The organism is Streptomyces sp. NPDC045701 (assembly GCF_056432045.1).
Genome location: NZ_JBWKJV010000003.1, coordinates 358,992 through 384,131, shown reverse-complemented (window position 1 = coordinate 384,131; position 25,140 = coordinate 358,992). Strand labels below are relative to the sequence as shown.

General features: G+C 72.4%; 20 protein-coding genes and 1 pseudogene. 10 read left to right on the top strand and 11 right to left on the bottom strand.

All coding sequences use genetic code 11. The features are described 5' to 3' along the window. Nucleotides 1-57 precede the first annotated feature (57 nt). Together serS and AC07DW_RS05855 are read left to right on the top strand one after the other, a co-directional pair. Nucleotides 58-1,335, top strand: coding sequence for a serine--tRNA ligase (gene serS, locus AC07DW_RS05860; RefSeq protein ID WP_478856358.1), 1,278 nt, complete (start codon nt 58-60; stop codon nt 1,333-1,335). Beyond that, on the top strand, nt 1,332-2,138 hold the full coding sequence (locus AC07DW_RS05855) for an HAD family hydrolase (protein ID WP_478856357.1): 807 nt from the start codon (nt 1,332-1,334) through the stop codon (nt 2,136-2,138). Before serS ends, AC07DW_RS05855 begins: the two co-directional genes overlap by 4 nt. 308 nt (nt 2,139-2,446) lie before the next feature. Here AC07DW_RS05855 and lpdA read toward each other — a convergent pair whose 3' ends face one another. After that, nucleotides 2,447-3,850 (bottom strand): dihydrolipoyl dehydrogenase, encoded by a 1,404-nt coding sequence (lpdA, locus tag AC07DW_RS05850; protein ID WP_478856356.1) that lies wholly within the window; start codon nt 3,848-3,850, stop codon nt 2,447-2,449. A gap of 111 nt (nt 3,851-3,961) precedes the next feature. Between lpdA and AC07DW_RS05845 the strand changes: the two genes are divergently transcribed. Then, nucleotides 3,962-4,639, top strand: coding sequence for a FadR/GntR family transcriptional regulator (locus tag AC07DW_RS05845; protein WP_478856355.1), 678 nt, complete (start codon nt 3,962-3,964; stop codon nt 4,637-4,639). A gap of 76 nt (nt 4,640-4,715) precedes the next feature. Then, the gene (locus AC07DW_RS05840) at nt 4,716-5,978 is read left to right on the top strand and encodes a CynX/NimT family MFS transporter (protein ID WP_478856354.1); all 1,263 of its coding nucleotides are present in this window, start codon (nt 4,716-4,718) and stop codon (nt 5,976-5,978) included. Nucleotides 5,979-6,119: 141 nt separating this feature from the next. On the opposite strand, the gene AC07DW_RS05835 is transcribed toward AC07DW_RS05840, so the two are convergent. The 4 genes from AC07DW_RS05835 to AC07DW_RS05820 are packed head-to-tail and all read right to left on the bottom strand — an operon-like array spanning nt 6,120 to nt 9,628. After that, nucleotides 6,120-6,839 (bottom strand): ABC transporter permease subunit, encoded by a 720-nt coding sequence (locus tag AC07DW_RS05835; RefSeq protein WP_478856353.1) that lies wholly within the window; start codon nt 6,837-6,839, stop codon nt 6,120-6,122. Between the two features lie 16 nt (nt 6,840-6,855). After that, entirely contained in the window at nt 6,856-7,767 is a 912-nt protein-coding gene (locus AC07DW_RS05830; RefSeq protein WP_478856352.1) for an ABC transporter ATP-binding protein, read from the bottom strand. Then, nucleotides 7,764-8,657: an ABC transporter permease gene (locus AC07DW_RS05825; RefSeq protein WP_478856351.1), complete on the bottom strand. Its 894-nt coding sequence runs from the start codon at nt 8,655-8,657 to the stop codon at nt 7,764-7,766. The genes AC07DW_RS05830 and AC07DW_RS05825 overlap by 4 nt, the downstream gene beginning before the upstream one ends. Further along, on the bottom strand, nt 8,654-9,628 hold the full coding sequence (locus AC07DW_RS05820) for an ABC transporter ATP-binding protein (RefSeq protein WP_478856390.1): 975 nt from the start codon (nt 9,626-9,628) through the stop codon (nt 8,654-8,656). Before AC07DW_RS05820 ends, AC07DW_RS05825 begins: the two co-directional genes overlap by 4 nt. Nucleotides 9,629-10,078: 450 nt before the next feature. Here AC07DW_RS05820 and AC07DW_RS05815 point away from each other — a divergent pair. The 4 genes and pseudogenes from AC07DW_RS05815 to AC07DW_RS05800 form a co-directional block, all read left to right on the top strand. Continuing rightward, nucleotides 10,079-10,213 (top strand): annotated as a pseudogene (locus AC07DW_RS05815) (M24 family metallopeptidase); the annotation flags it as partial. After that, nucleotides 10,213-11,988, top strand: coding sequence for an SDR family oxidoreductase (locus tag AC07DW_RS05810; protein WP_478856350.1), 1,776 nt, complete (start codon nt 10,213-10,215; stop codon nt 11,986-11,988). The pseudogene AC07DW_RS05815 and the gene AC07DW_RS05810, both read left to right, overlap by 1 nt. Nucleotides 11,989-12,047: 59 nt before the next feature. Further along, nucleotides 12,048-13,001: a MerR family transcriptional regulator gene (locus AC07DW_RS05805; protein ID WP_478856349.1), complete on the top strand. Its 954-nt coding sequence runs from the start codon at nt 12,048-12,050 to the stop codon at nt 12,999-13,001. Nucleotides 13,002-13,127: 126 nt separating this feature from the next. Further along, entirely contained in the window at nt 13,128-13,742 is a 615-nt protein-coding gene (locus AC07DW_RS05800) for an RNA 2'-phosphotransferase (RefSeq protein ID WP_478856348.1), read from the top strand. A 34-nt stretch (nt 13,743-13,776) separates the two neighbouring features. On the opposite strand, the gene AC07DW_RS05795 is transcribed toward AC07DW_RS05800, so the two are convergent. Continuing rightward, nucleotides 13,777-14,670, bottom strand: coding sequence for an LLM class flavin-dependent oxidoreductase (locus AC07DW_RS05795; RefSeq protein WP_478856347.1), 894 nt, complete (start codon nt 14,668-14,670; stop codon nt 13,777-13,779). A gap of 95 nt (nt 14,671-14,765) precedes the next feature. On the opposite strand from AC07DW_RS05795, the gene AC07DW_RS05790 reads away from it, so the two are divergent. Beyond that, nucleotides 14,766-15,623, top strand: a complete 858-nt coding sequence (locus AC07DW_RS05790) for a Cof-type HAD-IIB family hydrolase (protein WP_478856346.1) — start codon at nt 14,766-14,768, stop codon at nt 15,621-15,623. 6 nt (nt 15,624-15,629) lie between these two features. Here the strand turns inward: AC07DW_RS05790 and AC07DW_RS05785 are convergent, their stop codons facing one another. The 4 genes from AC07DW_RS05785 to AC07DW_RS05770 form a co-directional block, all read right to left on the bottom strand. Continuing rightward, the gene (locus tag AC07DW_RS05785; protein WP_478856345.1) at nt 15,630-16,841 is read right to left on the bottom strand and encodes a peptidoglycan DD-metalloendopeptidase family protein; all 1,212 of its coding nucleotides are present in this window, start codon (nt 16,839-16,841) and stop codon (nt 15,630-15,632) included. Nucleotides 16,842-17,112: 271 nt separating this feature from the next. Continuing rightward, the gene (cydD, locus tag AC07DW_RS05780) at nt 17,113-20,685 is read right to left on the bottom strand and encodes a thiol reductant ABC exporter subunit CydD (RefSeq protein WP_478856344.1); all 3,573 of its coding nucleotides are present in this window, start codon (nt 20,683-20,685) and stop codon (nt 17,113-17,115) included. A 23-nt stretch (nt 20,686-20,708) separates the two neighbouring features. Then, nucleotides 20,709-21,710 (bottom strand): cytochrome d ubiquinol oxidase subunit II, encoded by a 1,002-nt coding sequence (gene cydB / locus AC07DW_RS05775; RefSeq protein ID WP_478856343.1) that lies wholly within the window; start codon nt 21,708-21,710, stop codon nt 20,709-20,711. A 16-nt stretch (nt 21,711-21,726) separates the two neighbouring features. Then, entirely contained in the window at nt 21,727-23,253 is a 1,527-nt protein-coding gene (locus AC07DW_RS05770) for a cytochrome ubiquinol oxidase subunit I (RefSeq protein ID WP_478856342.1), read from the bottom strand. A gap of 198 nt (nt 23,254-23,451) precedes the next feature. Here AC07DW_RS05770 and AC07DW_RS05765 point away from each other — a divergent pair, with 198 nt between their 5' ends. Further along, on the top strand, nt 23,452-23,823 hold the full coding sequence (locus AC07DW_RS05765) for a cyclophilin-like fold protein (RefSeq protein WP_478856341.1): 372 nt from the start codon (nt 23,452-23,454) through the stop codon (nt 23,821-23,823). Nucleotides 23,824-24,042: 219 nt separating this feature from the next. Here AC07DW_RS05765 and hisC read toward each other — a convergent pair whose 3' ends face one another. Continuing rightward, nucleotides 24,043-25,122, bottom strand: a complete 1,080-nt coding sequence (hisC, locus tag AC07DW_RS05760) for a histidinol-phosphate transaminase (RefSeq protein WP_478856340.1) — start codon at nt 25,120-25,122, stop codon at nt 24,043-24,045. Nucleotides 25,123-25,140: the final 18 nt, after the last annotated feature.

Genomic DNA, 25,140 nt, shown 5'->3' with positions numbered 1-25,140 from the left:
AGACCCACACGGCATATCGGCTGGGGTGACCCGAGCACGCACCGGTAGCCTGGTGGGGTGATTGACCTTCGCCTGCTCCGTGAGGACCCCGACCGTGTTCGCGCCTCCCAGCGCGCCCGTGGAGAGGACGTCGGCCTCGTCGACGCCCTGCTCTCCGCCGACGAGCGGCGCAGGTCGTCCGGCGTGCGCTTCGACGAACTCCGCTCCGAGCAGAAGGGGCTCGGCAAGCTGATCCCCAAGGCGTCCCCGGAGGAGCGCGCGGAGCTGCTGCGGAAGGCCGAGCAGCTGAAGACGGACGTCAAGGCCGCCGAGGCCGCCCAGAACGAGGCGGACGACGAGACCAGGCGACTGCTGCTGAAGCTCGGCAACATCGTCCACGAGGACGTGCCGGTCGGCGGCGAGGAGGACTTCGTCGTCCTGGAGACGCACGGCACCGTCCGCGACTTCGGCGCGGAGGGCTTCGAGCCCAAGGACCACCTGGAGCTCGGCGAGGCGCTGGGCGCCATCGACGTCGAGCGCGCCGCCAAGGTCTCCGGCTCGCGCTTCTACTACCTCACCGGCGTCGGCGCGCTGCTGGAGCTCGCCCTCGTCAACGCCGCGATCGCCCAGGCGACGGAGGCCGGGTTCATCCCGATGCTGACGCCCACCCTGGTCCGCCCGCGCGCCATGGAGGGCACGGGCTTCCTCGGCCAGGCCGCCGAGAACGTGTACCACCTGGAGAAGGACGACTACTACCTCGTCGGTACGTCCGAGGTGCCGCTGGCCGCCTACCACATGGACGAGATCCTCGACGCGGAGAAGCTGCCGCTGCGGTACGCCGGGTTCTCGCCCTGCTACCGGCGCGAGGCCGGCACGTACGGCAAGGACACCCGGGGCATCTTCCGGGTCCACCAGTTCGACAAGGTGGAGATGTTCTCGTACGTCGCCCCCGAGGACGCCGAGGCCGAGCACAAGCGGCTGCTGGACTGGGAGAAGCAGTGGCTGACCTCCCTGGAGCTGCCGTTCCAGGTGATCGACGTGGCCACCGGTGACCTCGGTGCCTCCGCCTCGCGCAAGTACGACTGCGAGGCGTGGATCCCGACCCAGGGCAAGTACCGCGAGCTGACGTCCGCGTCGAACTGCGACAGCTTCCAGGCGCGGCGCCTGTCGGTGCGGATGCGCGACGGCAAGAAGGTGCAGCCGCTGGCGACGCTGAACGGCACCCTGTGCGCCGTGCCCCGCACGATCGTCGCGCTGCTGGAGAACCACCAGCAGGCCGACGGCTCGGTGCGGGTCCCCCCGGTCCTCCGTCCGTACCTCGGCGGCCGGGAAGTCCTGGAGCCCGTCTCCAAGTGACCGGGTTCCCTTACAAGCTGGTCGCCACCGACCTCGACGGCACGCTGCTGCGTTCCGACGACACGGTCTCCCAGCGCACGCGTGACGCGCTCGCCGCCGCGACGGCGGCGGGCGCCGCGCACATCGTCGTCACCGGCCGCGCCGTCCCCTGGACCCGCCACATCCTGGACGACCTGGGGTACGACGGCCTCGCCGTCTGCGGCCAGGGCGCCCAGGTCTACCACGCGGGCGAGCACCGGCTGCTGACCTCCGTGACCCTGGACCGCCAGCTCGCCGGCCTCGCGCTGTCCAAGCTGGAGGCCGAGGTCGGCCCGCTGGCCCTCGCCGCCAGCCGCGACGGCCTGGACGGCGAGGTCCTGGTCGGCCCCGGCTACCGGGTCCAGGAGGGCCCGCTGCCGTACGTCCCGTACGAGGACCCGGCCGACCTGTGGTCCGCCCCGCTCAACAAGGTCTACATCCAGCACCCCGAGCTGGACGACGACGCCCTGGCCCTGGCCGCCCGCCAGGCGGTCGGCGGACTGGTGGACGTGGTGATGGCCGGCGCGGGCGTCGTGGAGATCCTGCCGCTCGGCCTGAGCAAGGCCACGGGGCTGTCCCTGGCGGCCCGCCGGCTGGGCGCGAAGGCGGCGGACACCATCGCGTTCGGCGACATGCCGAACGACATCCCGATGTTCGCCTGGGCGCACCACGGCGTGGCCATGGCCAACGCGCACGACGACCTCAAGGCCGTGGCCCACGAGATCACGGCGTCCAACGACCAGGACGGCATCGCGGTGGTGCTGGAGCAGCTGCTGAGCGGCTGACCGGCTCCGTCCGCCGTCGCGGGCGTCGGTGGCTCCCCGCGTACGGGCGAGCGGCGCGCCGGGAGGGGCGGCCCGCGCGACGGGTCGCGCGCTCGAAGCGGCCGCCCCCGGCAGCTGCCCGTGCCTCACCAATGTGCCCCGCACGCGCGACGCGGCGCCACCGGATTACCGGGGCGCCGCGCCGTCGGGCCGGTACCGGCGTCGGGTCCCTGCCACTGCCGTCCGGTCGGTAGGGGCGTACCGCCGGCCCCGTAACGCCGGTCCCGTCCGCCGCCGGCCCCTTACCGCCGTACCGCTGCCTTCGGGGCTCAGAAGTTGATCATGTGCCCCGCGAGGCCGTGCACGGCCTCCTTGACGGCCTCGCCCAGCGTCGGGTGGGCGTGGACGTTCCGCGCCACCTCGTGCACCGTCAGGTCCCACTGCTGGGCCAGCGTCAGCTCGGGCAGCAGCTCCGTGACGTCCGGCCCGATCAGGTGGGCGCCGATGATCTCGCCGTACTTCGCGTCGCTGATCAGCTTCACGAACCCGGTCGCGTCACCGAGCCCGTGCGCCTTGCCGTTCGCCATGAACGGGAACTTCGCGACCTTGACGTCGAAGCCCTTCTCCCGCGCCTGCTCCTCCGTCCAGCCGAAGCTGGCGATCTGCGGCTGGCAGTACGTGGCGCGCGGGATCATCGGGTAGTCGAGCTCCATGGTCTCCGCGCCCGCGAGGGTCTCGGCGGCCACCACGCCCATGGCCTCGGCCGTGTGCGCGAGCATCAGCTTCGCCGTCACGTCACCGATCGCGTAGATGTGCGGCACCGACGTGCGCGAACGGCCGTCGACGTCGATCGCGCCGCGCTCGGTGAGCCGCACGCCCGTGTTCTCCAGGCCGTACCCCTCGACGTTCGGCGCGAAGCCGATCGCCTGGAGCACCTTGTCCGCCTCCAGCACCTGCTGCTTGCCGTCCTTGCCGGTCACCGCGACCCGCACCTGGGCGCCGGACTCGTCGATCGACTCCACGCGCGTGGAGGTCAGCACGTCGATGCCGAGCTTGCGGTACTGCTTCGCCAGCTCCGCCGAGACGTCCTTGTCCTCCAGCGGCGCGATCCGGTCGAGGAACTCGACGATGGTGACCTTCACGCCGTAGTTGTGCAGCACGTACGCGAACTCGATGCCGATCGCGCCCGCGCCCGCGATCACGATCGAACGCGGCAGGTCGCCCGCGAGGATCTGCTCCTCGTATGTCACGACGCGCTCGCTGCGCCGCGTACCCGGCAGCAGTCGCGGCGTGGCACCGGTCGCGATGACGCAGTTGTCGAACGAGATCGTGGTCGTCGTCCCGTCGGTCAGCGCGACCTGCATCGTGTTCGCGTCCAGGAAGGTGCCCCGGCCGGTGAACTCGGTGATCTTGTTCTTCTTCATCAGGAAGTGGACGCCCTTGACGCGGCCGTCCGCGACCGTGCGGCTGCGCCGGAACGCCTCGCCGTAGTCGAAGGAGACCTGGCCGTCGACCTTGATGCCGTACGTCTTCGCCTCGTGCGTGAAGAGGTGGGCCAGCTCGGCGTTGCGCAGCAGGGCCTTGGTGGGGATGCAGCCGACGTTCAGGCAGACACCGCCCCAGTACTTCTCCTCGACCACCGCGACGCGCTTGCCCAGCTGGGCGGCGCGGATGGCGGCGACGTATCCGCCGGGGCCTGCTCCGAGTACGACGACGTCGAAGCGGTCTGACATGGCTTGCTCCCCAGGGTGTGAGTGAGTGCGGATGTGCCCACAGTAATCCGCGAGGCAAGTTGTAGGATGACTGGGCAACCGGGCGAATAGGCGGAATGGAGCAGTGGACAGATGGTGCTGAAGGCCGCAGGACGGACCTCCCTCGTCGACGCGGTCGTCGACCAGCTCCGCGCCCAGCTCACCCACGGGGAATGGGCGGTGGGGGACCGCATCCCCACCGAGCACGAGCTCGCCGAGCAGCTCGGTGTCGGGCGCAACACCGTCCGCGAGGCCGTCCGCGTCCTCGTCCACGCCGGCCTGCTGGAGTCCCGGCAGGGCAACGGCACGTTCGTACGCTCCACCGCCGACCCCGCCGCCGTGCTCCGCACCGTCCGGGCGGCCGGCGCCCTGGACGTCCTGGAGCTGCGGACCGCCCTGGAGACGGAGGCCGCCCGGCTCGCCGCCGCCCGCCGGGACACCCACGACCTGCTGCGGCTGCGCGCCGCGCTGGCGACCCTCCGCGAGGAGGGCGACCGGGACGCGGACGCCGACCTGGCCTTCCACCGGGCGGTGGTCGAGGCCACGCACAACGCCGCGTTCACCGAGGTGTACCGGTTCTTCTCCGTGCAGGTGCACGAGAGCCTCGTCGAGTCGCTCGGCGACCACGCCATGCCCGCCATCGACCTGGACGCGCACGAGGCGCTGGTCGAAGCGGTCGAGGCGGGCGACCCCGAGGCGGCCGGGGACGCGGTGCGGGAGCTGCTGCGCGCGCCCATGGAAGCGGTCAGGGCGATCGTCGCCACCCACTGATCTCCCTTTTGCCCCACGTACGTTGCCTTCCTTCACCTTCGTACGTTGTCGAACGTTTTCAAGAAAGGTGTACGTTTTGTCACGCCCGGACGCCGATCAGCTGCTCCTCGACGCGGAGGCCGATGCCCGGTCCTCGCCGCAAGGGGCCGCCGCCCGGCGGGCGTTGCTCGCCCATCCGGTACTGCTGCTCGTCGGCATCGTGCTGGCATCGCTGAACATGCGGGCGGCGCTCGCGAGCGTGTCGCCGCTGGCCGGTGAGATCAGCGCGGCGTTCGGGCTGTCGTCGACCGCGACCTCACTGGTCACCTCGGTGCCGGTGCTGTTCCTCGGGCTGGGCGCGCTGGTCGCGCCCCGGCTGGCGCGGTGGCTGGGCACCGAACAGGTGCTGCTCGGCGCGCTGTTGCTGCTCGCCGCCGGCATCCTGGTGCGCGTCCTGCCCTCCGTGTACGCGCTGTACGGCGGCGGCGTCCTGGTGGGCACGGCGATCGCGCTGCTCAACGTCCTGATGCCCGGGCTGATCAAGCGGGACTTCCCCGACCGGGCCGCCGCCATGACGTCCGTCTACACGGGCTCGATGATCGCGGGCGCGACGGTGGTGGCCGCGGCCTCCGTACCGCTGGAGCGGGCGTTCGGGGGCAGCTGGGAGGCGTCGCTGGCGTTCTGGTCGCTGCTGGCGGCGGTGGCGGCGGTGGCGTGGCTGCCGCAGGTGCTGATCGCCCGGGGGCGGACCGGGCACGCGCGGAGCGCCCCGCGGGCTCCCGGGGCCGGCCGCGGGGTCTGGCGGTCGGCGCTGGCCTGGCAGGTCACGCTGTTCATGGGCCTGCAGTCCCTCTGGTCGTACGTCCTGATCGCCTGGATGCCGACCATCTTCACCGACCACGGCATGAGCCGCTCGGCGGCGGGGGTCGTCTTCGCCTTCAACAACCTCATCCAGGTGGCGGGCGCCTTCCTGGTGCCGTTGCTGGCCGGCCGGATGCGCTCCCAGCGGCCCCTGGTCGCGCTGGTGACCTCGCTGGTCGCCGCCGGATACGTGGGGCTGATGACCGCTCCCGTGTCGGGCGCCTGGCTGTGGGCGGCGGTCCTCGGGGTCGGGCAGGGCGGCGCGGTGGGTCTGGCACTGACGCTGATCGTGCTGCGCAGCGGGGACGCGGTGACCGCCTCGCGGCTGTCGGGGATGGCGCAGACGGTCGGCTACCTGCTGGCGGCCGCCGGTCCGCTCGCCGCGGGCGCGGTGCACGAGGCGACCGGGGGCTGGACGGTGCCGATCGCCCTGGTCCTGTGCGTGTGCGCGGCGGCCCTGGTGGTGGGCCTGCTGGCGGCGCGGGACCGCAAGGTGTAGCACCCTGAGCGTCGGGCCGTCGTGTGGAGGACGCGAACCGGGAGCACGACATCGGAAACGGGACCGGGAAACGCGATCCGGAAACGGGGTCGGGAAACGGGAAAGGCCCTCCACGCGCGCGTGGAGGGCCTTTTCGCGTGACTACTCGTCGCCCGCCAGCGTCAGGGTCCGCAGCTTCTGGCCGGCGTACCAGGTCGCCGCCACCGTCACGCCCGCGAGCAGCGCCACCGCGGCCGGCAGGCCCACGTCGGAGGCGACCAGCCCGTCACCCGTGACCCTCTCGGCGACCGCCAGCGCCCACTGCTGGACGCTGAGCGTCTTGGCACCCGCGATGAGGCTGCCGAACAGGGCCTCCCACACCAGGGCGTACACCAGGCCGATGACGACCGCGTGGCGGCTGACCGTACCGAGCAGCAGGAAGAGCGCGCTGTACGCGATCGAGGCCACGAGCGCGGCGACGGTGTGGGCGACCGCCACCTGCTGTCCGTTGCCGTTGAGGATCAGCCCGGCCAGGAAGGTCGGGACCGCCGAGAACACCATGGTGACGGCGATGGCCACGATCAGCTTGGTGAAGATGATCGTCGGCCGCTTCACCGGCTTGGCGAGCAGGTAGACGATCGAGCCGTCGTCGATCTCGGGCCCGATCGCACCCGTACCGGCGATGACGCCGATCAGGGGCACCATCGTGGCGAGCGCGAACCCGCCCAGGACGTCGGCGGCGATCTGGTCGTCGGCGCCGTTGAAGCCGCGGACGGCGGCCGCGATGAGCAGCAGCAGCCCGGGCAGGACGAAGAGGATCGCGGCCCGGCGGCGGCCGAGCAGGGCCCGGTAGGTGAGCCGGGCGACTGTGGGGTTGTACATGGTCGTAAGGCTCCCTTCAGGCCGCGACGAGGTACGAGAAGACCGACTCGAGGGACTCGTCCGAGGGCGAGACCGTCAGCAGCCGGATGGAGTGCGCCCGCGCGACCCGCGGCAGCAGCTCGGTGAAGCGCGCGAAGTCGACCGCCTGGATGCGCAGGGCGCCCTCCGTCACGTCCACCTCGATGCCGGCCGTCGACGGGTCGGCGATCAGCGCGGCGGCGAGGGCGCGGTCGTCGCTGGAACGGACGAGATAGCGGTGCGGCCGGTCGGTCATCAGGCGCCGGATGCGGCGGAAGTCGCCGCTCGCCGCGTGCCGTCCGGCGACGATCACCTCGATGTGGGAGGCGAGTTGCTCGACCTCCTCCAGGATGTGCGACGAGAACAGCACCGTGCGGCCCTCCGCGCCCATCCGCCGCAGCAGGTCCATCAGCTGCATCCGCTGGCGCGGGTCCATGCCGTTGAACGGCTCGTCCAGCAGCAGCACGGACGGCTCGTGGACGAGGGCGGAGGCCATCTTCACGCGCTGGCGCATGCCCTTGCTGTAGGTGGCGATCTTGCGGTCCTGCGCGTACTCCATCTCCACCGTGGCCAGGGCCTTCTGCGCCTCGGCCGCGCCCAGGCCGTGCAACTCGGCGTTGGCGGCGACGAATTCGCGGCCGGTGAGGAAGTCGTACATCGCCTCCCGCTCGGGCACGACACCGATCCGGCGGTAGACCGACTCGTTGCGCCAGATCGGCTCCCCGTCGAGGGTCACGGATCCGTTGGAGGGGGCGAGGAAGCCGCCCATCATGTTGATCAGGGTGGACTTGCCGGCGCCGTTGGGGCCGAGCAGCCCGGTCACACCGGGTCCGATGGTCATGGTGACGTCGTTGACGGCCACGACGTTGCCGAACCACCGCGAGACGTGGTCGATGTCGATGGTGGTCACAGCCCGACCTTCCGGTAGCGGCGCATCAGGACGGCGTAGGAGCCCGCGACGAGTGCGAGGACGACCAGCAGGTAGACCGCGCCCTGGCCCGCCCCCGGTCCCGCCTCGGCCGGGAAGGACGAGGTGGCGCCCAGGAAGGCGGTCTGTACGCCGTCGATGAGGGTGATGGGGGAGAACAGGCCGAGCCACGGGACGGCGTCCAGCGAATCGGTGCTCCAGGCGATGGCCTGGAGGGTGGAGACGGCGCCGTAGGAGATGGTGAGGGCGGCGATCACGGCGGCGACGCCGAAGCCGCGGCGGGGCGTCAGCGCGGCGAGGACCAGGCCGATTCCGCCGAAGAGGAGCGAGAGCAGTGCCACGGAGACCAGTCCCTGTGCGAAGCCCTGGGTCTGGTCGACGAAGTCCATCTTCGCCAGCAGCGACCCGATGTAGAGGATGAGCAGCGGCGACGCGGTCAGGATGAACAGGGCCGCGGCCATCGCGCCGTACTTCGCGACGACGTAGTCGACACGCTCGATGGGGCGGGAGAAGTACAGCGGTACGGTCTTGAACCGCAGGTCGCGCGAGACGGACTGGGGCGCCTGCGAGGCCAGGTACAGGCCGATGACGGCCTGCGTGAAGATCGCGTACCGCGTGTAGTCCAGCGGCAGGTCCTTCAGTTTGGTGGCCACGGCGACCGCGACGACGACCAGCGCGGGGATGCACATCACCGCGAACAGGATCATCGGCAGCACCTTGGACTTGGCGCTCCGGCCCAGTCCGTAGGCGCCGCGCAGCGACTGCGAGAACAGCGAGCGGCGCGCGTAGGCGCGGCCGAGGCGGAGGCCGTCGTAGTCGCGGTACCCGATGTTGTGAATCCGGGTCTGCGCGTGGGGCGTGGGCGTGCTCATCGGGTCCGCACCTCCTGCGGCTGGGCCGCGGCCGAGTCCGGCGCGGGGCGGAAGACCTCGGCGATGTGGTGGCGGCGCTGTTCCATCCGGACCAGGCCGAGTCCGAGGTCGGCGACGGTGTCGCGCACCAGGTCGTACGTCTGCTCGCCGGTCGCCTCCAGCAGCAGGACGTGGCCGGCGCCCGGCAGGCCGTCCTCCACGCGTGCGTGCAGGGTGATTCCGGCCGCCGTGAGCGCCTTGCGGAGCGCGGCGGTGCCGTCGGGGTGCGTGTCGGTGTCGGTGACCTCGACCGCGAGGGTGGTGGTGAGCTGGGTGAAGTCGCTGGTGGAGCTGGAGCGCAGGAGCTTGCCGCCGTCGATGACGACGACGTGGTCACAGGTGCGTTCGAGCTCGCCCAGCAGGTGGGAGGTGACCAGGACCGAGATGCCGAAGTCCGTGTACACGCGGCGGATCAGGCCCAGCATCTCGTCGCGGCCGACCGGGTCGAGACCGTTGGTCGGTTCGTCCAGCAGGACCAGTTTCGGGTCGTGCACCAGCGCCTGGGCGAGCTTCACCCGCTGCTTCATGCCGGTCGAGTAGCCGCCGATGGGGCGGTAGCGCTCCTCGTACAGGCCGACGTGGCGCAGGGTGTCGGCGGTGCGTTCCCGCGCGGCGGTGGGTGGCAGTCCGGACATGCGCGCCATGTGCACCACGAACTCGGTGGCCGAGACGTCGGGCGGCAGGCAGTCGTGCTCGGGCATGTACCCGACCCGCTCGCGGATGGCGGGGCCGTCCTTGGCGACGTCGAGGCCGAGGACCTCGGCCCGGCCCTCGGTGGCGGGGGACAGACCCAGCAGAATCTTGATCATGGTGGACTTGCCGGCTCCGTTGGCACCCACAAGTCCGGTCACACCGGGCCCGATGTCCAGGGAGAGCCGGTCGAGAGCGGTCACCCGGGGGAACCGCTTGCTGAGGCTTTCGGTCGCGATCACAGTCACGCTTCGACGGTAGTGGCCGACGCCACACCGGACGTCAGACCAGGCGGCTGGATTCGTGTCCGTCTCCAGGAGTACGGGCCCGTAGGGGCCTGGCACCGGAGGCGGGGTTTTCCACAGACGACGCGGGGCTCTTGACGCAGCCGCCGGGCATTGTCACATTCAGCAGTGTCACGTTACGACCGCGTAGCGCACGCGCGAGGACACGTACGGCGACACGCTCGGCGTAGGGGCGCGTGGCGGGCAGGGGCGTGGCGGGGGGGCGCGTATGGGGAGCGAGGGCACCGCGGTCGGGCACACGGCTGGCACGCGCACGGCGGGGCACCGTACGGCGGGCAGGACGCGTCCGGCAGGCAGGCGGGCGCGCGACACGGAGAGCGGCACGGGGAGCGGCACGGGGAGCGGCACACCGTCTTCCCCACGAACCGGTGGCCGGAGGCGGGCATGCCGTTCATCGGTTTCCGGGGCACGGGCGCGAAGTTCGAGGAGCTGCTGGTCGTCACCGACTCCAGGGACTCCGAACAGAGCGCGTTCTGGCTGGACGACGATCTGCCGCATGTGCGGTGCTGGGAGGCGGTCTGATGGCGGTGGACGGGTTGCGGGGCGCGCGGGAGCGCCGTATCCGTACGGGCGGGGTCGAGTTGTGCGTCGCCGAGCTGGGCGACGGGGACCGGCCCACGGTCGTGCTGGTGCACGGCTACCCGGACTCCAAGGAGGTGTGGTCCGAGGTCGCGGCGCGGCTCGCCGAGCACTTCCACGTGGTGGTGTACGACGTGCGCGGGCACGGCCGGTCGACGGCCCCGAAGCCGCTGCGCGGCGGGTTCACGCTGGAGAAGCTGACCGACGACTTCCTGGCGGTGGTGGACGCGGTCAGCCCGGACGGGCCGGTGCACCTGGTCGGGCACGACTGGGGGTCGGTGCAGTCGTGGGAGTTCGTCACGGTCCGGCGGACCGAGGGGCGGATCGCCTCCTTCACCTCGATGTCCGGGCCGTCCCTGGACCACTTCGGGCACTGGATCAAGCGGCGGGTGCGCCGCCCCACCCCGCGCCGGGTCGGCCAGTTGCTCGGCCAGGGCGCCCGGTCCTGGTACGTGTACGCGCTGCACACCCCGGTGCTGCCGGAGCTGGCCTGGCGCGGGCCGCTCGGCAAGCGGTGGCCCGACCTCGTGCGGCGGGTGGAGAAGATGCCGGACGACGGCTATCCGACCGCCTCGCTCCCGGCGGACGCGGCACACGGTGCCTGGCTCTACCGGGACAACGTCCGGGCGCGGCTGCGGCGCCCGCGCCCGGACGCGTACGCCCACGCGCCCGTGCAGCTGATCACGCCGACCGGTGACGCCTTCCTGTCGGAGCGGCTCTACGACGAGCTGGAGACGTGGGCCCCCCGGCTGGTGCGCCGGACGCTGCCGGCCAAGCACTGGGCGCCGCGCACGCGGCCGGACCAGCTGGCCGCCTGGATCACCGAGTTCGTCCGGGCGCACGAGGACCCGGGCGGCGGGATGCCGGCACCGGTGGCGACGGGTCGTCGGTACGCGGACCGGTTCGGTGGGCAGCTGGTCCTGGTCACGGGTGCCGCCAGCGGTATCGGCCGGGCCACCGCGTGCGCGTTCGCCGCGGCGGGCGCGCGGGTGGTGGCGGTGGACCGGGACGCCGAGGGCGCGGCCCGGACGGCCGGGTTGGCCCGGCTGATCGGGGCGCCGGACGCCTGGGGCGAGGCGGTGGACGTCGCCGACGAGCAGGCCATGGAGAAGCTCGCCGACAAGGTCGCCCGCGATTACGGGGCGGTCGACGTCCTGGTCAACAACGCCGGAACAGGCCTGTCAGGGCCCTTTCTCGAGACGACGAGCGACGACTGGAAGAAGGTCCTCGACGTCAACCTGTGGGGCGTCATCCACGGTTGCCGGATCTTCGGCCGGCGGATGGCCGAGCGCGGGCAGGGCGGCCACATCGTCAACACCGCCTCCGCCGCCGCGTTCCAGCCGTCCCGGATGCTGCCCGCGTACAGCACCTCCAAGGCGGCGGTGCTCATGCTCAGCGAATGCCTGCGCGCCGAGCTGGCCGGGCGGGGCATCGGGGTCACCGCCGTCTGCCCGGGCATCGTGAACACCAACATCACGGCCACCGCGCGCTTCGCCGGTGTGTCGGAGGACGAGGAGAAGCGCCGGCAGAAGAAGGCGGCCCGGTGGTACGGGCTGCGCAACTACCCTCCGGAGAAGGTCGCCGACGCGATCCTGCGGGCCGTCGTGCGGAACCAGGCGGTGGTGCCGGTGACTCCCGAGGCACATGGTGCCCGGCTGCTGGCGAGGCTGGCGCCGGGGGTCCTGCGGAGGCTCGCCCGGCTGGAGGTGAAGCTGTGACCCGGCGGTCGTACCATCCCGCGCAGGGCGGGCCGGGGTAGCGGGGAGCGGGGGCGGGCGTGGACGAGCGGACGGCACGGACACCGGCGGCCGAGTACCGGATCGAGGACCTGGCGCACCACAGCGGCGCCACGGTCCGGACCATTCGCGCCTACCAGGACCGGGGGCTGCTGCCGAAGCCGGAGCGGCGGGGCAGGTCGAACGTGTACGGCGACGCCCATCTGACCCGGCTGCGGCAGATCGCCGGCCTTCTGGAGCGCGGCTACACCCTGGCGTCCATCAAGGAGCTCCTGGAGGCCTGGGACGCGGGCCGCGGCCTGGGGGGCGTCCTCGGGCTGGTCGCCGAGGTGCACGGGCCGTGGACGGACGAGGAGGCGGACCGGATCACGCGCGCGGAGCTGGACGCCGCCTTCGGCGGCACCCCGGACGAGCAGGCCGTGGAGGAGGCGCTGGACCTCGGCGTACTGGAGCGGGTCCCGGGGAGGGACGACGAGTTCCTGGTGCCGAGCCCCCAGGAGCTGTCCGTCGCCGCCGAGTTGTACGCCGCCGGTGTGCCGCTGTCGGCGATCGCCGGTCACCTGCGGGAACTTCGCGGCCAGGTGGAGCACATCGCCCACCGCTTCCTGGAGTTCACCGCGGAGCACGTCTTCGCCCGCTGTCTCGAACACCGGCCGCCCACGGACGCCGACGCGTCGGAGGTGGCGGCCCTGGTGCGGCGGCTGCGCCCGCTCGCCCAGCAGACGGTGGACGCCGAACTGGCGCGCGCCATGAGCACGTTCGCCGCCCGCCACCTCCGGCGGCACCTGTCACCCGAGGGGCACCCGGTGACGGACGACAGGACCCGTCAGGTGGCGTTGCCCGCCGCCACGATCCGGGCCGTGCACGGGCTCGTTGGCCCGCGAAACGCGTCGGCGTTCATCGCGGCGGCGGCGGAACGGGAAGTTCAGGCGCGGACATTGAACGCACTTCTTCCAACAAGCGGCAAAACAAACGAAGTAGGCCAAAGCCCCTGATAATGCAGGTTGGTTGTCCACAGAATTGTCAAATAGCCTGTGGATAACCGGTGCTGTTTGTGGATCAAACCTACAAGCCGGAATTCCTGTGGCCGCGAGAGCGTGATGCCTGACACGCTGATCGGCATGGGCGACGACACAGGGACGGACGCGACGGGCGGCGGGAGCGGCACACCCGGGACGGCGGACGTGGGCGGCGGCGACCGGACCGTGAAGGTGTCCAAGTACCTCGCGAAGCACCTCCGCCATCAGCCCGAGCGCATCGGGCTCGTCCTCGACCCGCACGGCTGGGTCGCGATCGACGACCTGCTGCGGGCGGCCGCCGAACACGGCGTACGGATCAGCCGCGCCGAACTGGAGCACGTGGTCGCCGCCAACGACAAACGGCGCTTCACGATCGACGGTGACCGCGTCCGCGCCAACCAGGGCCACACCGTCGACGTCGACCTGGACCTGCCGGCCGCCGAGCCCCCCGCGTACCTGTACCACGGCACGGTCCCCCGCAGCCTGCCGGCGATCCGCGCCGAGGGACTGCGCCCCATGGCCCGGCACCACGTCCACCTGTCGCCCGACCGCGAGACCGCGACCCGGGTCGGCGCCCGGCGGGGCCGCCCCGTCGTGCTCAGTGTGGACGCCGGCGCCATGCACCGGGACGGCCATGTCTTCCTCGTCAGCGCCAACGGGGTCTGGCTCACCGCCGCCGTACCACCCGGCTACCTCCGGTTCCCCGCGCCGGGCTGAGCCGCCGCAGTCCGGCCGCGCGAGTCCCGGGGGTTCAGCGCAGCTGGGCGAGAGCCTCAGTCGCGATCCGCTCGTAGACCGCCCGGTCGGCGGCGAACACCGTGTCAGCGATCGGCCGGTGGATCACGATCTCGGTGAAGCCGAGCGCGAAGTGGCGTCCCGCGAAGTCGACGAAGGCGTCGAAGGACTCCAGCGGCCGGTCCGGGGTGAACCCGGTCAGCAGGATCCTGTCCAGCTCCCCGCTGTCCCGCCCGGCGTCCGCGCACGCCTTGTCGAGCTTCTCCAGCTGGCCCCGCAGCGCCCCGTACGACTCCTCCGGCGTGCCCGCCTCGTACAGCTTCGGGTCCCCGGTCGTCACCCACGCCTGCCCGTGCCGCGCCGCCAGCCTCATGCCCCGCGGCCCGGTGGCGGCGACGGCGAAGGGCAGCCTCGGGCGCTGCACGCAGCCGGGGACGTTGCGCGCCTCGTCCGCCGAGTAGAACGCCCCCCGGTGCGTCACCGACTCCTCCGTCAGCAGCCGGTCCAGCAGCGGTACGAACTCCGCGAAACGGTCCGCCCGCTCACGCGGCGTCCACGCCTCCTGCCCCAGCGCCGTCGCGTCGAAGCCGTTGCCACCCGCGCCGATGCCCAGCGTGATCCGGCCGCCGGAGATGTCGTCCAGCGAGATCAGCTCCTTGGCCAGCGTGACCGGATGCCGGAAGTTCGGGGAGGTCACCAGCGTGCCGAGCCGCATCCTCTCCGTGACGCCGGCCGCCGCCGTCAGCGTCGGGATCGCGCCGAACCACGGTCCGTCCCGGAACGGCACCCGCCAGGACAGGTGGTCGTAGGTGTAGGCGGCGTGGAAACCGAGCCGCTCGGCCCCCAGCCACGCCTCGCGCCCGCCGTCGTGCCAGCGGGCGGTGGGAAGGATCACGGTGCTCAGACGCATGGAACGAGCCTACGACGCCCCACCGACAAAGCCGTTTCGGCTCAGATGTGCGGCTATCCGCACGCCCGTGCACCGCCGTACGGGAGAATGAGCCCGTGACCTCAGCTACCTCTCCCCGCCCCCGGCCCACGGCACACCGACGTCCCCGGTTGATCGCCACCGACCTCGACGGAACGCTTCTGCGCGACGACAAATCGGTCTCCCACCGGACGATCACAGCGCTCGCCGCGGCCGAGGAGGCCGGCATCGAGGTCTTCTTCGTCACCGGCCGGCCCGCCCGCTGGATGGGCGTGGTCAGCGACCACGTGCACGGACACGGCCTGGCCATCTGCGCCAACGGCGCCGCCGTCGTCGACCTGCACTCCGGCGGCAAGCTGCTGGAGGTCCGGCCGCTGGAACGCGGCACCGCCCTGGACGTCGTGCGGACGCTGCGCCGCGAGGCACCCGGCACCGCCTTCGCGGTCGAACTGGCCACGGGCTTCCACTACGAGCCCGACTACCCGCCCTTCTGGCTCGACCCCGACGCCACCATCGCCCCCGCCGAGGAGCTCCTGCACGAGGAGGAGCCCGGCCTCGGCGCACCGATGCTCAAGCTGCTCGCCCACCACCCGGACCTGACCCCGGACGGATTCCTCGCCCTGGCGCGGACGGCCGCCGGGGACCGGGTGAACATCACCCGCTCCAGCCCCAGCGCGCTGCTGGAGATCAGCGGCCTGGGCGTCTCCAAGGCGAGCACCCTCGCGCTGTGCTGCGCCGAGCGCGGCATCTCCGCCGACGAGGTCGTGGCGTTCGGGGACATGCCGAACGACATCGAGATGCTGTCCTGGGCGGGCCGCTCGTACGCGATGGGCAACGCGCACCCGGACGTCGTCGCCGCCGCCTCCGGCCGTACCGTCGCCAACAACGACGACGGTGTCGCGCGGGTCATCGAGGACATCCTCGGCACGCCCTGACGCACCTCACCGGCCCAGCCGGACCCCGTGTTCGGCCAGCCAGCGCACCGGGTCCACGGCCGATCCCATGTACGGCGTGAGCCGCACCTCGAAGTGGAGGTGCGGCCCCGTCGAGTTGCCGGTGTTGCCCGACCGCCCGATCACCTGACCGGCGACGACCTGCTGCCCGGTGACCACCCCGGGTGCGGCGAGGTGCGCGTACTGCGAGTACCAGCCGCCCGCGTGCCGGACCACCACCTCGATCCCGAACGCCCCGCCGCACGAGACGGACTGCACCCGGCCCGCCCCGACCGACCGCACCGGGGTACCGACGTCCACCGCGAAGTCCTGCCCGGTGTGCCGGTGCGCCCAGTGCGCGCCCGCCCGGTGGAACCCGGCGGACAGGGCGTACCGCTCCACCGGCGCGACCCAGCCGCGCGCACCGCCGAGCCCGCCGGCCCGCCGGGCGAGCGCCCCGGCGACACCGCGATCTCCGGCGACACCGCCGCCCACCGCCGCCCCGGCGCCCTTCACCGCCCCGAGGCCCTTCGCCACCCCCGCGACGCCCGCACCGGCACTCACCTCGGCGCCCACGCTCGAACCCCCGCCGACGCCTCCGCCCACACCCGTGCCCCTGCCCCCACTCCCCCTCGCGCCCCCACCGGCGCCGCCGCACCGGCCCGCCGCCACCCTCCCGTCCGCCTCCGCCTGAAGCCGCCACTGCGCCCGCGCCAGCCGCGCCTCGATGCCCTGCCGGATGGTGGCCAGCCTCTTCCGGCGGGCGTCCAGGCCCTGCCACGCCGCGCGGGCCTCCGCCTCCGCCCGCACCAGGCGCCGCTCCGCCTCGCGGGTGCGCTGCATCAGGCGGTTCACCGCCCGGTCCGCCTGCCGGGCGAGCCGCTCCGCCCGCATCACCTCGTCGACGTCGTCGCCCAGCAGCAACCGCGCGGTCAGGCCGACCGACCCGCCCGACCGGTACTGGGCCCGCGCGACCTCGCCCATCCGGTCGTTCAGCACCGCCAGCTCGCGCCGCTTCAGGGCCAGCTTCCGCTGGAGCCGGCCGGCGAGGGCACGCTGACCGGCAGCCGCCCGCCTGCCCTGCTCGTACGCCTCGGTGGCCCGCGCGGCCTCGTCGTACAGCCGCGCCACCTCCACGGCCGCGCCGTCCGGCCCGTCGGCGGCGGCCGCCGCGGGCGGGGGGAGCAGGGCGAGCAGGACGGCCAGCGCCACGAGCACCATCCTGGGATGGTGGCGCCGGGCGTCCCCGATGTACGGCACCCCGGGGGTGTCGTACCGCCGACCGGCCCACAGCCGTTGCCCCGAGCGGCCTACACGCCCACCCGTAAGGGTCCCCGCAGGGGCGCCTCCCACAGGACCGACGTACCGCCGCCCGCGCCGATGCCCGGTCCGCACCGGCTCGACCCGCCCAGCGGCTCCGCGCGCCGCGCCAGGTCGGGCGACCCGCTGCGCCGACCGCCCTCCGGGAGGCCCACGCCGTCGTCTGCGACGGTCAGCCGTGTTGCGGGACCCGGGCGGTCAGCTCCGCGGACAGTCCCTGGAGGTGGTGGGGCGCCGCCGCCCGGTCCGCCGCCCGCTCGCGCTCCAGCATGCGGCGCAGCGCCCCGTCGGTGCTCGCCAGCTCGGCGAACGGCCCGCGCTGCACGGTGCGCCCGGCCTCCAGGACGACCACCTCGTCGACCGCGTCGAGGCCGTGCAGCCGGTGGGTGATCAGCAAGGTCGTGCGGCCCTCGGTGGCCCGCAGCAGGTCGTCGGTGAGCGCGTCCGCCGTGGCAAGGTCCAGGTGCTCGGCGGGCTCGTCCAGCACGAGGACCGGGAAGTCCGCGAGGAGGGCCCTGGCGAGGGCCAGGCGCTGCCGCTGGCCGCCGGAGAGCCGGGCGCCGTGTTCGCCCACGAGGGTGTCCAGGCCCTCGGGGAGGCTGTCCACCCAGTCCAGCAGCCTGGCCCGGTCCAGCGCCGCGCGCAGGTCGCCGTCGCTCGCGCCCGTTCTGGCCAGCCGCAGGTTCTCCCGGACGGAGCTGTCGAAGGTGTGCGCGTCCTGGGCGCACAGCCCGACCAGGCGGCGTACGTCGTCGCCGTCGAGCGCGGTCGCGTCCGTTCCGCCGATCCGGTACGTCCCGTCCCGGGCGTCCAGGAACCGCAGCAGCACCTGGGCGAGCGTCGTCTTGCCGGAGCCGGACGCCCCGACGACGGCGACCCGCCTGCCGGGCTCCAGGCGCAGGTCGAACTCCGCGAGGGCGTCCCGCTCCTGACCCGAGTACCGGGCGGTGAGGCCGCGCAGCTCCAGCGGGAACGCGCTGTCCGGCGCCGGCCGGGGCTCGCTCGGTTCGTGCACGGGCACGGGGGCGTCGAGCACCTCGTACACCCGCTCCGCGCTCCGCTTGACGCGCTGGCGGTACTGCACGGCCAGGGGCAGGGCGGTGACCGCCTCGAACGCGGCGAGCGGGGTCAGGACGACCACGGCCAGCGCCACGCCGTCGAGCCGCCCGTCCCGTACCGCCTGGACGCCGACGAGGGCGGCCGCCGCCACGGTGAGCCCGGTGACCAGTGCGGAGAGGCCGCCGCCGAGGGCGGTGGCGGTGGACTGGCGGGTGGCGATCCGGGTCAGGGCGCCGTCCGCCTCCCGCGCCCGGGCGACACGGCCGGGAAGGGCACCCGCCACGGTCAGCTCGGCACAGCCGCGCAACAGGTCCACGATCCGGCCGGCGAGTACGCCGCGCGCCGGGGCGAGCCGCTGCTCGGCGCGGCGGGCCACGGCGCCGCTCACCATCGGCACGGCCACGCCCGCGAGGAGGAGCCCGGCCGCGAGCACCGCCCCGGCCTGCGGCAGCAGCCACGCGGTGAACCCCACGGCTCCCGCGCCCACCACGGCGGCGGTCCCGGCCGGCAGCAGCCAGCGCAGCCAGTAGTCCTGGAGGGCGTCCACGTCCGAGACCAGCCGCGACAGCAGGTCGCCCCGGCGCACCGTGCGCAACCCGGCCGGCGCGATCCGCTCCAGCCCGCGGTAGACGGCGACCCGCAGGTCGGCCAGCATCCGCAGCACGGTGTCGTGCGACACGAGCCGCTCGGCGTACCGGAACACGGCCCGCCCGATGCCGAACGCCCGGGTCGCCGTCACGGCCACCATCAGGTGGAGCACGGGCGGCTGTTCGGACGCCCGCGAGATCAGCCACCCGGACACGGCCATGAGCCCCACGGCCGACCCCAGCGCCAGGCTGCCCAGCACCAGCGCCAGACCGAGCCGGCCGCGCAGCTCCCCGGCCGTCCCGCGCATCCGCGCCAGCACCCCGCCACCGCTCCGGGAGTCCCCGGCCGCCGCACCGGCCTCAACGGTGTCCGGGTGCCCGCCCACGAGGCCGAACGCCGCGTCCAGCGCGTCCAGACCGCGCGGCGCGCCCGTCCCGGCGGTCACCGTCCCGCCACGGGCGGGCGCCCCCAGCGCGACGACGCGGTCCGCCACCGCCAGCAGCGCCGGACGGTGGACGACCAGCAGAACCGTCCGCCCGGCGGCGAGACGACGCACCGCGTCCACCACGGCGCCCTCGGTCGCCCCGTCCAGCGCAGCGGTCGGCTCGTCCAGCAGGAGCAGCGGCCGGTCGGCCAGGAAGGCCCGCGCCAGGGCGAGGCGTTGGCGCTGCCCCGCCGACAATCCCGCGCCGTCCTCGCCCAGCATCGTCCCGGCGCCCGCCGGCAGCGCGTCCACGAACTCGGCCGCGCCCGCGTCCCGCAGCGCCCGCGCGACGGCGTCGTCGTCGGCATCGGGCCGGGCGAGGCGCACGTTCTCCGCGATGGTCCCGGCGAACAGGTACGGCCGCTGAGGCACCCACGCGATCCGCTCCCGCCACCGCTCCGGGTCCAGCGACCGCAGGTCGGTGGACCCCACGCGTACCGCACCCCCGTCGTCCGAGGGCTGCGCGAACCCCAGCACCACGTCCAGCAACGTCGACTTGCCGACCCCGCTCGGCCCGACCAGGGCCACCGTCTCGCCCGGCTCCACGACCAGCGACGCGCGGGCCAGTGACGGCTCGGCGCGCCCCGCGTGCCGCACGGTCACGTTGTCCAGTTCGAGGCGTACGGAGGCCGGTACCTCCGCTTCCCCACCAGCCCGGACGGGCGTCTCCAGGACGGCGAAGATCTCCTCCGCGGCCGACAGTCCCTCCGCCGCCGCGTGGTACTGGGCGCCGACCTGCCGCAGCGGCAGGTACGCCTCGGGCGCCAGGATCAGGATGACCAGCCCCGTGTACAGATCCAGGTCCCCGTGCACCAGCCGCATGCCGACACCCACCGCGACCAGGGCCACCGACAGCGTGGAGAGCAGCTCCAGCGCGAACGACGACAGGAAGGCGATCCGCAGGGTCCGCAGCGTGGCCTGCCGGTACTCGGAGGTGATCGCCCGGATCGACTGCGCCTGCGCCTTGGCCCGGCCGAACACCTTCAGCGTCGGCAGTCCCGCCACCACGTCGAGGAAGTGTCCCGACAGCCGCGACAGCAGCTTCCACTGCCGGTCCATCCGGGCCTGGGTGGCCCACCCGATGAGGATCATGAAAATGGGGATCAGCGGCAGCGTGCCGACGATGATCGCCGCCGACACCCAGTCCTCGGTGACGATCCGCGCCAGGACCGCCACCGGCACCACCACGGCCAGCCCGAGCTGCGGCAGATAACGTGAGAAGTAGTCGTCGAGCGCGTCCACCCCACGGGTGGCCAGCGCGACCAGTGAACCGACCCGCTGCCCGCTCAGCCAACCCGGCCCGAGCGCCGCCGCCCGCTCCAGCAGCCGACCGCGCAGCTCCGACTTGACCGCGGCACTCGCCCGATGGGCGGCGAGCTCGGTCAGCCAGGTGACCACGCCCCGCCCGACCGCGACCGTGGCCAGCAGCACCAACGGCGTCCCCAGGTCCCCGGCGTCCAGCCCCCGCCGGAACGCGCCCGCCACCACCTCGGCGATGAGCATGGCCTGGGCGACGACCAGCGCCGCCCCGACGACGCCCAGGACCACCACCGCCGCCAGGAAAAGACGGGTGGCCCGGGCGTGGCGGAGCAGACGCGGGTCGATCGGTTTCACGTGAAACATCCCCTACCAGTGCGCTAGTGGGCGTCGGCTATGTGCTGCGTGCCGATGCGCTTGCGGAAGACCCAGTACGTCCAGCCCTGGTACAGCATCACCAGTGGCCCGGCGATCGCCGCACACCAGGTCATGATCCTCAGGGTGTACGGGCTGGACGCCGAGTTGGCCACGGTCAGGCTCCAGTCCGGGTCCAGCGAGGACGGCATGACGTTCGGGAAGAGCGTCAGGAAAAGCATCGCCACCGCGGCCGCGATCGTGACACCGGAGAGCGCGAACGACCATCCTTCACGTCCCGCCTTGATCGCACCGACCGCCCCGACCAGGGCCACGGCGGCGACCGCCATGGCCACGAGGCTCGCACCGTCGCCCCGGGACACCTGGAGCCACCCGAGGAAACCGACGGACAGCACCACCGTGAGCGCGCCCAGCGTCAGCGCCAGCTTCCGCGCCCGCGCCCGGATGTCCCCGACCGTCTTCAGCGCGGTGAACACCGTGCCGTGGAAGGTGAACAGCGTCAGTGTCACCAGTCCGCCCAGCAGTGCGAACGGGTTGAGCAGGTCGGCCACGGTGCCCACGTACTCCTTGGTCGCGTCGATCTTCACGCCCCGCACGATGTTGCCGAAGGCGACACCCCACAGGAACGCGGGGGCCAACGACGTCCAGAAGATGGCCTGCTCCCAGTTGCGCTGCCACTTCTCCTCCGGGCGCTTGGCCCGGTACTCGAAGGCGACACCGCGCACGATCAGGCACACCAGGATGACCAGCAACGGCAGGTAGAAGCCGGAGAAGAGGGTGGCGTACCAGTCGGGGAAGGCGGCGAACGTGGCACCGGCGGCCGTGAGCAGCCACACCTCGTTACCGTCCCAGACGGGTCCGATGGTGTTGATCAGCACCCGCTTCTCGACCCGGTTGCGGGCGAGCAGCTTGGTCAGGACGCCGACCCCGAAGTCGAAGCCCTCCAGGAAGAAGTACCCGGTCCACAGGACCGCGATGGCGACAAACCATATGTCGTGAAGTTCCATGCCTCAGCTCCAGTCCTCAGTACGAAAAGGCCATCGGCCGATCGACCTCACGCCCCGGGTTCTCCGGGTCCCGGTCGTGGCCGCCGATCGTGGTGGGCGGGTTGAGGTCGGACTCGCTCAGCTCGGGCGGGCCGGCCTTCACGTACTTCACGAGCAGCCGGACCTCGATCACGGCGAGCACCGCGTAGAGGGCCGTGAAGACGAGCATCGAGGTGATCACCTCGGCCTGCGAGACCCCGGGCGAGACCGCGTCGCGGGTGCGCAGCACGCCGTACACCACCCACGGCTGGCGGCCCATCTCGGTGAAGATCCAGCCCCAGGAGTTGGCGATGAGCGGGAAGGCCAGGGTCCACAGCGCGACCAGCCAGTAGAGCTGGGTGAGCTTGGGGCTGAGGGGCTTCCGGAACAGGACCAGGTGGGGCACCTCGTCCGGCGCCACCCGCAGCCGTTCGGGCAGCAGGAACCGCTTGCGAGTCAGCCACAGGCCGAGCATGCCGAGTGAGAAGGACGCCATGCCGAAGCCGATCATCCACCGGAATCCCCAGTAGGCGACCGGGATGTTCGGCCGGTAGTCGCCCGGGCCGTACTTCTCCTGGAGGGCCTTGTTGGTGTCGTTGATGCCGGGGACGTACGACTCGAAGTCGCTGTGGGCCAGGAAGGACAGCAGCCCGGGGATTTCCACCGCGACCTTGTTGTGGCCCTTGTCCACGTCACCCACGGCGAAGACCGAGAACGGGGCCGGCTTCTCGCCCTCCCACAGCGCCTCGGCCGCGGCCATCTTCATCGGCTGCTGCTCGTACATGACCTTGCCGAGGAAGTCACCGCTGATCGCGGTGAAGATGCCGCCGATCACCACGGTGACCAGGCCCAGCCGCAGCGAGGTCTTCATCACCGGGACGTGCTTCTTGCGCGCCAGGTGGAAGGCGGCGATGCCGACCATGAACGCCCCACCCGTCAGGAAGGCCGCCGACATGGAGTGGAAGACCTGCGTCAGGGTCGTGTTCTGGGTGAGCACGAGCCAGAAGTCGGTGAGTTCGGCCCGGCCCGTCTTCTCGTTGATCCTGTAGCCGACCGGGTGCTGCATCCAGGAGTTGGCCGCCAGGATGAAGTACGCCGAGAGGATGGTGCCGATCGACACCATCCATATGCAGGCCAGGTGGATCCTCTTCGGCAGCTTGTCCCAGCCGAAGATCCACAGGCCGATGAACGTCGACTCGAAGAAGAACGCGATCAGTGCCTCGAAGGCGAGCGGCGCCCCGAAGACGTCTCCGACGAAGCGCGAGTAGTCGGACCAGTTCATGCCGAACTGGAACTCCTGCACGATGCCGGTGACCACGCCCATCGCGATGTTGATGAGGAAGAGCTTTCCCCAGAACTTCGTCGCCCTGAGGTACTTCTCCTTCTCGGTCCGCACCCATGCCGTCTGAAGACCGGCGGTGAGTGCGGCGAGGGAGATCGTCAGGGGGACGAAGAGGAAGTGGTACACGGTGGTGATACCGAACTGCCACCTCGCCAGCGTCTCTGGCGCCAGAGCCAGTTCCACGTCAGCTTCTCCTTACGGCCTACGTCCTACGGTCCGGACGTCGTTGCGTCGCCCCGCCGATTCCGGTGGATCTTGGGAGGAACCAGGCGCGCTTGTGAATGCGTTCACAATCACAAGCTATTATGACTCAAACGGAATCCGAAGCCGAAACCGGGGGTCCCCTTCCGGAAAACTTCAACATCTTGTTGAATTTTGCGCATGCAGATACGTATCTCCTGGCCCGCCGGCCAGGTCACCGCGACGCTGGACGACACGCCCACCACCAAGGCGCTCGCGGCGGTCCTCCCGATCACCTCCACCGCCCACACCTGGGGCGAGGAGGTCTACTTCGAGACCCCGGCCTCCCCGGCGCTGGAGCCCGGTGCCCGGCAGGTGGTCGAGCCGGGCACGGTCGCGTTCTGGACCGAGGGCGACGCGCTGGCCCTGCCGTACGGCCCCACACCGATCTCCCGCGGCGACGAATCCCGGCTGGCGAGCCCGTGCAACGTGCTCGGCCGGATCGACGGCGACCCCCGCGCCCTCGCCACGGTCCGCCCGGGCGACCCCGTCCGCGTCGAACCGGCCTCCTGACCCGCGCCGTCCACGGACGGCACGGGTGCGCGGGCGGCGCCCGGCTCGCCCCGGCGTACGCGTCCGGAACAGGTCACCCGCGGGTACAGGGGACCCGCGCGCCCGGCCCCATGGCCCAGGGGCGGCCCAAGGGCCCGAGGCCCCGCACGGCCCCGGCCCCCCGCCCCCGGCCCCTGAACCGCCCCGGACCCGCACCCCGGCCCGGGATCCCCGAGCTCCTCAGAAACGCTCCTTGCGGAAGGCCTCCGCCGCTCGCAGGAAGATGTCGTTCGCCTCGGTCTCTCCGATGGTGACCCGCACGCCCTCTCCCGGGAACGCCCGCACGACCACGCCGGCCTGCTCGCACGCCGCCGCGAAGTCCACGGTGAGCTCGCCCAGCCGGAGCCAGACGAAGTTGGCCTGCGTCTCCGGGACCGTCCAGCCCTGACCGACGAGACCCTCGGAGACCCGCTGCCGCTCGCACACCAGGGACCCCACCCGCCCCAGCAGCTCGTCCTCCGCCCGCAGCGAGGCCACGGCCGCGTCCTGCGCGAGCTGGCTCACGCCGAACGGAACCGCGGTCTTGCGCAGTGCCGCGGCCACCGGCTCGTGCGCGACCGCGAAGCCGACGCGCAGCCCGGCGAGCCCGTACGCCTTGGAGAACGTGCGCAGCACGGCCACGTTCGGGCGCTCGCGGTAGATCTCCACACCGTCCGGCACCTCGGCGTCCCGGATGAACTCGCGGTACGCCTCGTCCAGCACGACCAGCACGTCGGACGGCACCCGGTCCAGGAACCGCTCCAGCTCGGCGCGGCGCACCACCGTGCCGGTTGGGTTGTTGGGGTTGCAGACGAAGATCAGCCGCGTGCGGTCGGTGATCGCGTCGGCCATCGCGTCCAGGTCGTGCACATCACCGGGGGTCAGCGGCACCTGCACCGGCGTCGCACCGCTGACCTGCGTGATGATCGGGTACGCCTCGAAGGAGCGCCAGGCGTAGATCACCTCGTCGCCGGGGCCGGAGGTGGCCTGCACCAGCTGCTGGGCCACGCCCACCGATCCCGTGCCGGTGGCCAGGTGCGACACCGGCACCCCGAAACGCTCGGCCAGCTCGTTCATCAGCCCCGTGCAGGCCATGTCCGGGTAGCGGTTGAACGCCGCCGCCGCGGTCAGCGCGCTCTCCATGACCCCGGGCAGCGGCGGATACGGGTTCTCGTTGGAGGACAGCTTGTACGCGACCGGTCCCTCGGCCGCGGCGGGCTTGCCCGGCTTGTAGGTGGGGATGCCGCCCAGCACGGCGCGCAGCTTCGGGGTCTCGCTCACTCTGGTCCTCCTCGACCG